12 protein-coding genes are annotated in these 13,081 nt (G+C 70.6%); all 12 read left to right on the top strand.

What is annotated here, in order from left to right:
- Positions 1–95 precede the first annotated feature (95 nt).
- The 12 genes from pyrR to coaBC all read left to right on the top strand — a co-directional run bounded on the left by pyrR (position 96) and on the right by coaBC (position 12,931).
- On the top strand, positions 96–668 hold the full coding sequence (gene pyrR / locus N5I75_RS05590) for a bifunctional pyr operon transcriptional regulator/uracil phosphoribosyltransferase PyrR (RefSeq protein ID WP_476674928.1): 573 nt from the start codon (positions 96–98) through the stop codon (positions 666–668).
- A 107-nt stretch (positions 669–775) separates the two neighbouring features.
- On the top strand, positions 776–1,753 hold the full coding sequence (locus tag N5I75_RS05585) for an aspartate carbamoyltransferase catalytic subunit (protein ID WP_476674926.1): 978 nt from the start codon (positions 776–778) through the stop codon (positions 1,751–1,753).
- A gap of 3 nt (positions 1,754–1,756) precedes the next feature.
- Positions 1,757–3,046, top strand: coding sequence for a dihydroorotase (locus N5I75_RS05580; RefSeq protein ID WP_476674924.1), 1,290 nt, complete (start codon positions 1,757–1,759; stop codon positions 3,044–3,046).
- A 5-nt stretch (positions 3,047–3,051) separates the two neighbouring features.
- Positions 3,052–3,630: a PH-like domain-containing protein gene (locus N5I75_RS05575; protein WP_476676927.1), complete on the top strand. Its 579-nt coding sequence runs from the start codon at positions 3,052–3,054 to the stop codon at positions 3,628–3,630.
- The gene (carA, locus tag N5I75_RS05570; protein WP_476674922.1) at positions 3,627–4,769 is read left to right on the top strand and encodes a glutamine-hydrolyzing carbamoyl-phosphate synthase small subunit; all 1,143 of its coding nucleotides are present in this window, start codon (positions 3,627–3,629) and stop codon (positions 4,767–4,769) included. Before N5I75_RS05575 ends, carA begins: the two co-directional genes overlap by 4 nt.
- The gene (carB, locus tag N5I75_RS05565) at positions 4,762–8,070 is read left to right on the top strand and encodes a carbamoyl-phosphate synthase large subunit (RefSeq protein WP_476674920.1); all 3,309 of its coding nucleotides are present in this window, start codon (positions 4,762–4,764) and stop codon (positions 8,068–8,070) included. The genes carA and carB overlap by 8 nt, the downstream gene beginning before the upstream one ends.
- Positions 8,071–8,151: 81 nt before the next feature.
- Positions 8,152–9,261 carry a quinone-dependent dihydroorotate dehydrogenase gene (locus N5I75_RS05560; RefSeq protein WP_476674918.1) on the top strand — a complete coding sequence of 370 codons (1,110 nt, stop codon included), beginning with the start codon at positions 8,152–8,154 and terminating at the stop codon, positions 9,259–9,261.
- Positions 9,258–10,103: an orotidine-5'-phosphate decarboxylase gene (pyrF, locus tag N5I75_RS05555; RefSeq protein WP_476674916.1), complete on the top strand. Its 846-nt coding sequence runs from the start codon at positions 9,258–9,260 to the stop codon at positions 10,101–10,103. The genes N5I75_RS05560 and pyrF overlap by 4 nt, the downstream gene beginning before the upstream one ends.
- A 236-nt stretch (positions 10,104–10,339) precedes the next feature.
- Entirely contained in the window at positions 10,340–10,663 is a 324-nt protein-coding gene (locus N5I75_RS05550; protein WP_026246651.1) for an integration host factor, read from the top strand.
- Positions 10,664–10,724: 61 nt separating this feature from the next.
- Positions 10,725–11,282, top strand: a complete 558-nt coding sequence (gene gmk, locus N5I75_RS05545) for a guanylate kinase (RefSeq protein ID WP_476674913.1) — start codon at positions 10,725–10,727, stop codon at positions 11,280–11,282.
- Positions 11,283–11,332: 50 nt separating this feature from the next.
- Positions 11,333–11,605, top strand: coding sequence for a DNA-directed RNA polymerase subunit omega (gene rpoZ / locus N5I75_RS05540; protein ID WP_005319902.1), 273 nt, complete (start codon positions 11,333–11,335; stop codon positions 11,603–11,605).
- A gap of 93 nt (positions 11,606–11,698) precedes the next feature.
- Entirely contained in the window at positions 11,699–12,931 is a 1,233-nt protein-coding gene (gene coaBC / locus N5I75_RS05535) for a bifunctional phosphopantothenoylcysteine decarboxylase/phosphopantothenate--cysteine ligase CoaBC (RefSeq protein WP_476674906.1), read from the top strand.
- Positions 12,932–13,081: the final 150 nt, after the last annotated feature.

Here is a 13,081-nt window from a genome sequence, read left to right as displayed (position 1 = left end):
TGATCAGCGCCGTTCGGGTCCTGGTACTGTGGATGGCGCAATTCCGACGTCCTTTAAGATCCGTCCCGTGAGGCGGAGAAGGGGGTCCGTTTCGTATGGACACGCAGAATTCCGATGCCCGGTCCGTCCTCGAAGGTCCTGACATCGCACGGGTGCTGACCCGTATCGCCCACGAGATCGTCGAGCGCGCCAAGGGCGCCGAGGACGTGGTCCTCCTGGGCATCCCCACGCGAGGCGTCTTCCTCGCTCGCCGCCTGGCCGAGAAGCTCCAGGAGATCACCGGCCGCGCCGTACCCGTCGGCTCCCTCGACATCACGATGTACCGCGACGACCTGCGCATGCACCCGCCGCGTGCGCTCGCCCGCACCGACATCCCCGCCGAGGGGATCGACGGCCGCCTGGTGGTCCTCGTCGACGACGTGCTCTTCTCCGGCCGCACCATCCGCGCCGCCCTCGACGCCCTGAACGACATCGGGCGCCCGCGCGCGGTGCAGCTCGCGGTCCTGGTCGACCGGGGCCACCGCGAACTCCCGATCCGCGCCGACTACGTCGGCAAGAACCTCCCCACGTCGCTGCGGGAGACGGTCAAGGTCCAGCTCGCCGAGGAGGATGGCCGCGACGCCGTGCTGCTCGGTGCCAAGCCGGACGCCAAGGCGGCCGAGCAGTAGCCCACCCCGCGCGCGTGCGCGCCCGTACCGGGCCGTACGCCTCCGCAGGTGTGCCCTCGCGCGCCCGTATGCCCCTTATGTTCTGATCTTCCCTACGGAGCACCCCGATGATGCGACACCTCATCTCGGCCGCCGACCTCAGCCGCGACGACGCCGTCCTCATCCTCGACACCACCGAGGAGATGGCCCGCGTCGCCGACCGGCCCATCAAGAAGCTGCCCGCGCTGCGCGGCCGGACCGTCTGCAACCTCTTCTTCGAGGACTCGACCCGGACCCGGATCTCCTTCGAGGCCGCCGAGAAGCGCCTCTCCGCCGACGTCATCAACTTCGCCGCCAAGGGCTCCAGCGTCTCCAAGGGCGAGTCCCTGAAGGACACCGCGCAGACCCTGGAGGCGATGGGCGTCGATGCCGTCGTCATCCGGCACGGCGCGTCCGGCGCCCCGTACCGGCTCGCCACCTCCGGCTGGATCGACGCCCCGGTGATCAACGCCGGTGACGGCACCCACCAGCACCCCACGCAGGCGCTCCTGGACGCCTTCACGATGCGCCGCCGCCTCGTCGGCGCCGACGCCGGGATCGGCCAGGGCCTCGACGCCAAGCGCGTCACGCTCGTCGGCGACGTCCTGCACAGCCGCGTGGCCCGCTCCAACGTCGACCTGCTGCACACGCTCGGCGCCGAGGTCACCCTCGTCGCCCCGCCCACCCTGCTGCCCGTCGGCGTCGAGACCTGGCCCTGCGAGGTCAGCTACGACCTCGACTCCACGCTCACCAAGTCCGACGCCGTGATGATGCTGCGCGTCCAGCGCGAGCGCATGAACGCCGCGTTCTTCCCGACCGAGCGCGAGTACTCGCGCCGCTACGGGCTCGACGGCGACCGCATGGCGAAGATGCCGGAGCACGCGATCGTGATGCACCCCGGCCCGATGGTGCGCGGCATGGAGATCACCGCCGAGGTCGCCGACTCCGACCGCTGCACCGCCATCGAACAGGTCGCCAACGGCGTCCACACCCGGATGGCCGTCCTCTACCTGCTGCTCGGCGGCGCCGAGCCCGCCGTCACCCACTCTCGTACCGAGGAGAAGTAACCAATGAGCAAGATCCTGATCCGCGGTGCGAAGGTCCTTGGCGGCGAGCCGCAGGACGTGCTGATCGACGGGGCCGTCATCGCCGAGGTCGGCAGCGGCCTCAGCGCCGACGGTGTCGACGAGGTCGTCGAGGCCGACGGCAAGGTCCTGCTTCCGGGCCTCGTCGACCTCCACACCCACCTGCGCGAGCCCGGCCGCGAGGACTCCGAGACCGTCCTCACCGGCACCCGGGCCGCCGCCTCCGGTGGCTACACCGCCGTCTTCGCCATGGCCAACACCTTCCCCGTGGCCGACACCGCCGGCGTCGTCGAGCAGGTCCACCGGCTCGGCCAGGAGCACGGCTACTGCGACGTGCAGCCCATCGGCGCCGTCACGGTCGGCCTGGAGGGCCAGAAGCTCGCCGAGCTGGGCGCCATGCACGACTCCACCGCCGGCGTCACCGTCTTCTCCGACGACGGCAAGTGCGTCCACGACGCCGTGATCATGCGCCGCGCCCTGGAGTACGTGAAGGCGTTCGGCGGCGTCGTCGCCCAGCACGCGCAGGAGCCCCGCCTCACCGAGGGCGCCCAGATGAACGAGGGCACCGTCTCCGCCGAGCTGGGCCTCGGCGGCTGGCCCGCCGTCGCCGAGGAATCGATCATCGCCCGTGACGTGCTGCTCGCCGAGCACGTCGGCTCCCGCGTCCACATCTGCCACCTCTCCACCGCCGGGTCCGTGGAGATCGTCCGCTGGGCCAAGTCCCGCGGCATCGACGTGACCGCCGAGGTCACCCCGCACCACCTGCTCCTCACCGACGAGCTGGTGCGCTCCTACAACCCGGTCTACAAGGTCAACCCGCCGCTGCGCACCGAGAAGGACGTCATGGCGCTGCGCGAGGCGCTGGCCGACGGCACGATCGACATCGTCGCCACCGACCACGCCCCGCACCCGCACGAGGACAAGGACTGCGAGTGGGCCGCCGCCGCCATGGGCATGGTCGGCCTGGAGACGGCGCTGAGCGTCGTGCAGCAGACCATGGTGGAGACCGGGCTGCTCGACTGGGCCGGTGTCGCGGACCGCATGTCCTTCAAGCCCGCCGAGATCGGGCAGGCCAAGGGGCACGGACGGCCCGTCTCGGCAGGTGAGCCCGCCAACCTCGTTCTGGTCGACGCGGACTACCGTGGAAGCGTTGACCCCGCGGGCTTCGCCTCCCGCAGCCGCAACACCCCTTACGAGGGCCGTGAGCTGCCGGGGCGCGTCACCCACACCTGGCTGCGGGGCAAGGCCACCCTCGCCGACGGGAAGCTCGCGTGACACCTCTGCACCCCATCCGCCCCCTGGTCCTGGCCGCCGAGCAGAAGTCGGCGGACGTGACCGACTGGCCCGACCGGATCGGCTGGATCGTCGGCCTCGGCCTCTTCGTCGCCCTCGTGTACTGGCTGATGCGCCAGGGCTGGAAGTGGCGCGGCACGCTGCAAGGCGACGTACCGCCCCTGCCGCAGTCGCCCGAGACGCCTGGCGAGCCGAAACTGAGCATGAGCGGTCGCTACCACGGCTCCACCACCGCCGGGCAGTGGCTCGACCGCATCGTGGCGCACGGCCTGGGCACCCGCAGCCGCGTCGAGCTGACGCTGACGGACGCCGGACTCGACGTCGTACGCCCCGGAGCGGCCGACTTCTTCGTCCCGGCGGACGCGTTGCGCGAGGCCCGGCTCGACAAGGGCATCGCCGGCAAGGTCCTCACGGAGGGCGGTCTCCTGATCGTCACCTGGGCCCACGGCGACAAGCTGATCGACTCCGGCTTCCGCGCGGACCACGCCGCCGAGCAGGCCGAGTGGGTCACCGCCATCAATGACATGAGCAAGAAGCACATCACGACGGAAGGCACCGCACGATGACCACCTCCACAAGGGGAACCAGCAAGGTTCCCGCCGTTCTCGTCCTGGAGGACGGCCGGGTGTTCCGCGGCCGCGCCTACGGGGCCGTGGGGGAGACCTTCGGCGAGGCCGTCTTCTCCACCGGCATGACCGGCTACCAGGAGACCCTCACCGACCCGTCGTACGCCCACCAGATCGTGGTCGCCACCGCCCCGCAGATCGGCAACACGGGCTGGAACGACGAGGACGACGAGTCGGCCCGCATCTGGGTCTCCGGCTACGTCGTGCGCGACCCCGCGCGCGTGCCGTCCAACTGGCGCTCCAAGCGCACCCTCGACGACGAGCTGAGCGCCCAGGGCGTCGTCGGCATCAGCGGCATCGACACCCGCGCCCTCACCCGCCACCTGCGCGAGCGCGGCTCCATGCGCTCCGGCGTCTTCTCCGGCGAGACACTGCCGTCCGACGCCGAGCTGGTCGAGCGCGTCCAGGCCCAGCCCGGCATGAAGGGCCGCAGCCTGTACGAGGAGGTCGCCACCAAGGAGGCCTACGTCGTCCCGGCCGTCGGTGAGAAGAAGTTCACCGTCGCCGCGATCGACCTCGGCATCAAGGGCATGACCCCGCACCGCATGGCCGAACGCGGCATCGAGGTGCACGTCCTGCCCGCCACCGCCACCGAGGAGGAGGTCTACGCGGCCGCCCCCGACGGCGTCTTCTTCTCCAACGGGCCCGGCGACCCGGCCACCGCCGAAGGGCCGGTCGCGCTGATGCGCGCCGTCCTCGCGCGCAAGACGCCGCTCTTCGGCATCTGCTTCGGCAACCAGATCCTCGGCCGCGCCCTCGGCTTCGGCACGTACAAGCTGAAGTACGGCCACCGCGGCATCAACCAGCCGGTGCAGGACCGCACCACCGGCAAGGTCGAGGTCACCGCGCACAACCACGGCTTCGCCGTGGACGCGCCGCTCGACAAGGTCAGCGAGACGCCCTTCGGCCGCGCCGAGGTTTCCCACGTCTGCCTGAACGACCAGGTCGTCGAGGGCCTCCAGCTGCTCGACCAGCCGGCGTTCTCCGTCCAGTACCACCCGGAGGCGGCGGCCGGACCGCACGACGCCGCCTACCTGTTCGACCGTTTCGTCACCCTGATGGAGGGCCAGCGTGCCTAAGCGCTCCGATATCCAGTCCGTCCTGGTCATCGGCTCCGGCCCGATCGTCATCGGCCAGGCCGCCGAGTTCGACTACTCCGGCACCCAGGCGTGCCGCGTCCTCAAGGCCGAGGGCCTGCGCGTCATCCTCGTCAACTCCAACCCGGCGACGATCATGACCGACCCGGAGATCGCCGACGCCACGTACGTCGAGCCGATCACCCCCGAGTTCGTCGAGAAGATCATCGCCAAGGAGCGCCCCGACGCGCTCCTGCCGACCCTCGGCGGCCAGACCGCGCTCAACACCGCGATCTCCATGCACGACCAGGGCGTTCTCGACAAGTACGGCGTCGAGCTGATCGGCGCCAACGTCGAGGCGATCAACAAGGGCGAGGACCGCGACCTCTTCAAGGACGTCGTCGAGGAGGTCCGCAAGAAGATCGGGCACGGCGAGTCCGCCCGCTCGGTGATCTGCCACTCCATGGACGACGTCATCAAGGGCGTCGACACCCTCGGCGGCTACCCCGTCGTCGTCCGCCCCTCCTTCACGATGGGCGGCGCCGGTTCCGGCTTCGCCCACGACGAGGAGGAGCTGCGCCGCATCGCCGGTCAGGGCCTCACGCTCTCCCCGACCACCGAGGTGCTCCTGGAGGAGTCCATCCTCGGCTGGAAGGAGTACGAGCTGGAGCTGATGCGCGACAAGAACGACAACGTCGTAGTCGTCTGCTCCATCGAGAACTTCGACCCGATGGGCGTCCACACCGGCGACTCGATCACCGTCGCGCCCGCCATGACGCTGACCGACCGCGAGTACCAGCGCCTGCGCGACATCGGCATCGCGATCATCCGCGAGGTCGGCGTCGACACCGGCGGCTGCAACATCCAGTTCGCGATCAACCCGGTCGACGGCCGCGTCATCGTCATCGAGATGAACCCGCGCGTCTCCCGCTCCTCGGCGCTCGCGTCGAAGGCCACCGGCTTCCCGATCGCGAAGATCGCCGCCAAGCTGGCCGTCGGTTACACGCTCGACGAGATCCCGAACGACATCACCGAGAAGACCCCGGCCTCCTTCGAGCCGACGCTCGACTACGTGGTCGTGAAGGCCCCGCGCTTCGCCTTCGAGAAGTTCCCGAGCGCCGACTCCACCCTCACCACGACCATGAAGTCGGTCGGCGAGGCCATGGCGATCGGCCGCAACTTCACCGAGGCGTTCCAGAAGGCGCTGCGCTCCCTGGAGAAGAAGGGCAGCCAGTTCACCTTCGTCGGCCCGGTCGGCGACAAGAAGGAGCTGCTCGAAGCCTCCGTGCGCCCGACCGACGGCCGGATCAACACCGTCATGGCGGCGATCCGGGCCGGTGCCACGCCCGAGGAGGTCTTCGACTACACGAAGATCGACCCGTGGTTCGTGGACCAGCTCTTCCTCATCAAGGAGGTCGCCGACGAGCTGGCCGCCGCCGAGCGCCTGGACGCGGAGCTGCTCGCCGAGGCCAAGCGCCACGGCTTCTCCGACCAGCAGATCGCCGAGCTGCGCGGCCTGCGCGAGGACGTCGTCCGCGAGGTCCGGCACGCGCTCGGCGTCCGCCCGGTCTACAAGACGGTCGACACCTGCGCCGCCGAGTTCGCCGCGAAGACGCCGTACTTCTACTCCTCCTACGACGAGGAGTCCGAGGTCGCGCCGCGCGAGAAGCCCGCGGTGATCATCCTCGGCTCGGGCCCGAACCGCATCGGCCAGGGCATCGAGTTCGACTACTCCTGCGTCCACGCCTCCTTCGCGCTCAGCGACGCGGGCTACGAGACCGTGATGGTCAACTGCAACCCGGAGACCGTCTCCACCGACTACGACACCTCCGACCGCCTGTACTTCGAGCCGCTGACCCTTGAGGACGTGCTCGAAATCGTCCACGCGGAGTCCCTGGCCGGGCCCATCGCGGGCGTCGTCGTCCAGCTCGGCGGCCAGACCCCGCTCGGCCTCGCCCAGGCGCTCAAGGACAACGGCGTCCCGGTCGTCGGCACCCCGCCCGAGGCGATCCACGCCGCCGAGGACCGCGGCGCCTTCGGCCGCGTCCTCGCCGAGGCCGGTCTCCCGGCGCCCAAGCACGGCACCGCCACCACGTTCGCGGAAGCGAAGGCGATCGCCGACGAGATCGGCTACCCGGTCCTCGTCCGCCCGTCCTACGTGCTCGGCGGCCGCGGCATGGAGATCGTCTACGACGAGACCCGCCTCTCCTCCTACATCGAGGAGTCGACGGAGATCAGCCCGAGCCGCCCCGTGCTCGTGGACCGCTTCCTCGACGACGCCATCGAGATCGACGTCGACGCCCTCTACGACGGCGAGGAGCTCTACCTCGGCGGCGTCATGGAGCACATCGAGGAGGCCGGCATCCACTCCGGCGACTCGGCGTGCGCCCTGCCCCCGATCACCCTCGGCGGCTTCGACATCAAGCGCCTGCGCGCCTCCACCGAGGGCATCGCCAAGGGCGTCGGTGTCCGCGGCCTGATCAACATCCAGTTCGCGCTCGCCGGGGACATCCTCTACGTCCTGGAGGCCAACCCGCGCGCGTCGCGCACCGTCCCCTTCACCTCGAAGGCGACCGCGGTGCCGCTCGCGAAGGCCGCCGCCCGCATCTCGCTCGGCGCCACCGTCGCCGAGCTGCGCGCCGAGGGCCTGCTGCCCAAGCACGGCGACGGCGGCACGCTGCCGCTCGACGCGCCGATCTCCGTCAAGGAGGCCGTCATGCCCTGGTCGCGCTTCCGCGACATCCAGGGCCGCGGCGTCGACACGGTCCTCGGTCCGGAGATGCGCTCCACCGGCGAGGTCATGGGCATCGACACCGTCTTCGGCACGGCGTACGCCAAGTCGCAGGCGGGCGCCTACGGGCCGCTGCCCACGAAGGGCCGCGCGTTCATCTCCGTCGCCAACCGCGACAAGCGCTCGATGATCTTCCCGGCGCGCGAGCTGGTCGCCCACGGCTTCGAGCTGCTCGCCACCTCCGGCACCGCCGAGGTCCTCAAGCGCAACGGCATCAACGCCACGGTCGTGCGCAAGCAGTCCGAGGGCGAGGGCCCGAACGGCGAGAAGACGATCGTCCAGCTGATCCACTCGGGCGACGTCGACCTCATCGTCAACACCCCGTACGGCACCGGCGGCCGCCTCGACGGCTACGAGATCCGCACGGCGGCCGTGGCCCGCTCCGTGCCCTGCCTGACGACGGTCCAGGCGCTCGCCGCCGCCGTCCAGGGCATCGACGCCCTCACCCATGGCGACGTCGGCGTCCGCTCCTTGCAGGAACACGCGGAACACCTGACCGCGGCCCGCGACTAGCAGCCCCGAGGGGGACACCGGAAACGGTGTCCCCCTCTTCATGAGGCCGCCCGACTCCCGAGGACTCCTGAGGACCCCGCCATGTACAAGCTGTTCTTCCACCTCGTCTTCAAGCGCATGGACCCCGAGAAGGCCCACTACGCCGCCTTCCGCTGGATCCGGGGCGCCGCCCGCGTCCCCGTCCTGCGCACCTACATCGCCGCCGCCCTGGCGCCGCGCTACAAGGAGCTGCGCACCGAGGCCCTCGGCCTCCGTATGCACGGCCCCTTCGGCCTGGCCGCCGGGTTCGACAAGAACGCTGTCGCGATCGACGGCATGGCGATGCTCGGCTTCGACCACGTCGAGATCGGCACCGTCACGGGCGAGCCGCAGCCCGGCAACCCCAAGAAGCGCCTCTTCCGGCTCGTCCAGGACCGCGCGCTCATCAACCGCATGGGCTTCAACAACGAGGGCTCGCTGGCCGTCGCGGCCCGCCTTGCTTCCCGCAACCCGGTCTTCAAGACGACGGTCGGCGTGAACATCGGCAAGACCAAGGTGGTCGACGAGGCCGACGCCGCCTCGGACTACGTGAAGTCGACCGAGCGCCTCGCCGCCTTCGCGGACTACCTCGTCGTCAACGTCTCCTCGCCGAACACGCCGGGCCTGCGCAACCTCCAGGCCACGGAGGCGCTGCGGCCGCTGCTCACCGCCGTGCGCGACGCCGCCGACCGCACCGTGCGCACGCGCCGCGTCCCGCTCCTGGTGAAGATCGCGCCCGACCTCGCCGACGAGGACATCGACGCGGTCGCCGACCTCGCCGTCGAACTCGGCCTGGACGGCATCATCGCCACCAACACCACGATCTCCCGCGAGGGCCTGCGCACCCAGGGCGCCGTCGTGGACGAGGCCGGCGGCCTGTCCGGGGCGCCGCTCAAGGAGCGCTCCCTGGAGGTCCTGAGGCGCCTCTACGCGCGCGTGGGCGACCAGCTCACCCTGATCGGCGTCGGCGGCGTCGAGAACGCCGAGGACGCCTGGCAGCGCATCCTCGCCGGCGCCACCCTGGTCCAGGGCTACTCGGCCTTCATCTACGAGGGCCCGTTCTACGCCCGCGCCATCCACAAGGGCCTTGCCGCGCGCCTGAACAACTCCCCGTACGCCACGCTCGCCGAGGCAGTCGGCGCCGACACCAGGAACAAGCAGGTGGCCGCATGAGTGCGAACGAACCCTTCGGCGCCCGGCTGCGCCGTGTCATGGACGAGCGCGGCCCGCTCTGCGTCGGCATCGACCCGCACGCCGCCCTGCTCTCCTCCTGGGGCCTGAGCGACGACATCGCGGGCCTGGAGACCTTCACGCGGACGTCGGTCGAGGCCCTGGCCGACACCGTCGCCGTGGTCAAGCCCCAGGCGGCGTTCTTCGAGCGGTTCGGCTCGCGCGGCATCGCCGTCCTGGAGCGCGCCGTCGCCGACCTGCGGGCCGCCGGCACCCTCGTCGTCATGGACGCCAAGCGCGGCGACATCGGCTCCACCATGGCCGCCTACGCGGAGACCTTCCTGCACAAGGACTCCCCGCTGTTCTCCGACGCGCTGACCGTCTCCCCGTACCTGGGCTACGGGTCGCTGAAGCCGGCCGTCGACCTCGCGCGCGAGTCGGGCGCGGGCCTCTTCGTCCTCGCCCTCACCTCCAACCCGGAGGGCGGCGAGGTGCAGCACGCGGTGCGCGCCGACGGCCGCAATGTCGGCGCGACGATGCTCGCCCACCTCGCCGAGGAGAACGCGGGGGAGAGCCCGCTCGGCTCCTTCGGCGCGGTCGTCGGCGCGACCCTGGGCGACCTCTCCTCGTACGACCTTGCGATCAACGGTCCGCTCCTCGCCCCCGGCATCGGGGCGCAGGGTGCCACCGCCGCCGATCTCCCGACGGTCTTCGGCGCCGCCGTGCGCAACGTCGTACCGAACGTGAGCCGAGGCGTCCTCAAGGCCGGGCCCTCGGTCGCGGCGCTGCGGGACGCGGCCGTGCGGTTCGCGGACGAGGTGCGTGAGGCGGTCGAAGGCGCCTGATGAGAGGTGCTCCGGGGTGGCACTCCGTGCCGACTTTCCGGCCCGCGTCCGAATCCTGACCGATTTGCGGGTTGTTTTGTCGGAAATGCGCGGCTCCATAGAGGCTGACCAGGACTTTTCGTTCGTTCTCGCTGACTCAGGCGGCCCAGGCCGCTAGTCTCCGTCGAGAGGTGTGGGGCGGCTACGTTCCTCACCGGTCCGTATCCGACAGTTTCGACATCCGAGGTGACGTAGGCGTGGCTCTTCCGCCCCTTACCCCTGAACAGCGCGCAGCCGCGCTCGAAAAGGCCGCCGCGGCTCGCCGGGAGCGGGCCGAGGTGAAGAATCGACTCAAGCACTCCGGCGCCTCCCTCCACGAGGTCATCAAGCAGGGCCAGGAGAACGACGTCATCGGCAAGATGAAGGTCTCCGCCCTCCTGGAGTCCCTGCCGGGCGTGGGCAAGGTCCGCGCCAAGCAGATCATGGAGCGTCTCGGGATCTCCGAATCCCGCCGGGTGCGCGGTCTCGGTTCCAACCAGATCGCCTCCCTGGAGCGCGAGTTCGGCAGCACCGGAGCCTGAGGCCATGGGCCGGCCCCCGGGCTGGTCCGGGGCACTCCGGAACAACTGGAATAATCGCTGCATGAGTGAACGTCCGCGGCTGACCGTGCTCTCCGGCCCCTCGGGGGTCGGCAAGAGCACGGTCGTCGCTCATATGCGCAAGGAACACCCCGAGGTCTGGCTCTCGGTGTCGGCGACGACCCGCAAGCCGCGCCCCGGCGAGCAGCACGGAGTCCAGTACTTCTTCGTCACCGACGAGGAGATGGACAAGCTGATCGCCAACGGCGAGCTCCTCGAGTGGGCCGAGTTCGCGGGGAACCGCTACGGCACCCCGCGCGGCGCCGTGCTCGACCGCCTGGAGGCGGGGGAGCCGGTGCTGCTCGAGATCGACCTCCAGGGTGCTCGCCTGGTCAGGGAGTCGATGCCCGAGGCGCAGCTGGTCTTCCTCGCCCCGCCGAGCTGGGAGGAGCTGGTCCGCCGGCTCACCGGACGCGGCACCGAGGCGCCGGAGGTCATCGAGCGCAGGCTCGAGGCCGCGAAGGTGGAGCTGGCCGCCGAGGCGGAGTTCGACACGACCCTGGTCAACACCTCCGTCGAGGACGTGGCGCGTGAGCTGCTAGCCTTGATGAAGGTTCTTTGATCTTTACCCCAGTCGGGACCCCGGTCCCGGCCCCCATCGGAAGGCAGAGAGTGTCCTCTTCCATCACCGCGCCCGAGGGCATCATCAACCCGCCGATTGATGAGCTGCTCGAAGCCACCGACTCGAAGTACAGCCTGGTCATCTACGCCGCCAAGCGCGCGCGTCAGATCAACGCGTACTACTCGCAGCTCGGTGAGGGTCTCCTCGAGTACGTCGGCCCGCTGGTGGACACGCACGTCCACGAGAAGCCGCTCTCGATCGCCCTTCGCGAGATCAACGCGGGTCTGCTGACGTCCGAGGCCATCGAGGGCCCGGCGCAGTAGCTCCGTCAGCTTTCCCACAGGCCCGACAGCCCGTCTGTCGGGCCTGTGGTGTGTCATGGAGTCGTACGTTTTTCTGAAGCCAGGGGAGAGCCGGTGTCGTCCAAGCCCAAGGTCGTGCTCGGGGTCAGTGGCGGAATCGCCGCCTACAAGGCGTGTGAGCTGCTGCGCCGCCTGACCGAGTCCGGCCACGACGTGCGCGTCGTCCCCACCGACTCCGCGCTCCACTTCGTCGGCGCCGCCACCTGGTCCGCGCTCTCCGGCAACCCGGTCTCCACCGAGGTCTGGGAGTCCGTCCACGAGGTGCCGCACGTACGGATCGGGCAGCACGCGGACCTGGTGATCGTCGCCCCGGCCACCGCCGACATGCTCGCCAAGGCCGCCCACGGCCTCGCCGACGACCTGCTCACCAACACGCTCCTCACGGCCCGCTGCCCGGTCGTCTTCGCGCCCGCCATGCACACCGAGATGTGGGAGCACCCGGCGACGCAGGAGAACGTGGCGACGCTGCGCCGCCGCGGCGCCCTCGTCATCGAGCCCGCCGTCGGCAGGCTGACCGGCGTCGACACCGGCAAGGGCCGGTTCCCCGACCCGGTCGAGATCTTCGAGTACGTGCGCCGGGTCCTGGCGCGCGGCGCCGACGCGGCCACGACGGACCTGGCCGGGAAGCACGTCGTGGTCAGCGCGGGCGGCACCCGCGAACCCCTCGACCCGGTCCGCTTCCTCGGCAACCGCTCCTCGGGCAAGCAGGGCTACGCGCTCGCCCGCACCGCCGCCGCGCGCGGCGCCCGCGTGACTCTTCTCTCCGCGAACGCGACGCTGCCGGACCCGGCGGGCGTCGACGTCGTCCACGTGGGCACGGCCGTGCAGCTGCGGGAGGCGGTCCTGAAGGCGGCGGCGGACGCCGACGCGGTGGTCATGGCGGCGGCCGTCGCCGACTTCCGCCCCGAGACCTACGCCACCGGCAAGATCAAGAAGAAGGACGGCGAGGAGCCCGCCCCGATCGCGCTCGTCCGCAATCCGGACATCCTCGCCGAGGTGTCCCGGACCCGCGCCCGCGAGGGCCAAGTGGTCGTCGGCTTCGCCGCCGAGACCGACGACGTCCTCGCCAACGGCCGCGCCAAACTCGCCCGCAAGGGCTGTGACCTGCTCGTCGTCAACGAGGTCGGGGAGCGCAAGACCTTCGGCGCCGAGGAGAACGAGGCCGTCATCCTGGGCGCCGACGGCAGCGAGACGCCCATCCCGTACGGTCCGAAGGAGGCGCTCGCGGACCGGATCTGGGACGAGGTCGTCCCGCGTGTCGTCGGGCATGTCGTCCGGCGTGTCTGAAAACCCGCCGATTCCGGGCGCCCAGTAGTCTTCCGGAGACGGTTCATCGTGTCGCAGAATGCCGTGTCGCAGGTCACAGCCCTCCCAAGGGGTGGGATTCGTGGTCCGGCGACCGAGCGCGACCGATAAACTGAACGCGGACACCGCCGG

This window comes from Streptomyces sp. R818, from assembly GCF_056172735.1.
The sequence above is the reverse complement of the archived record's forward strand: the minus strand, read 5'-3'. Positions and strand labels throughout refer to the sequence as shown.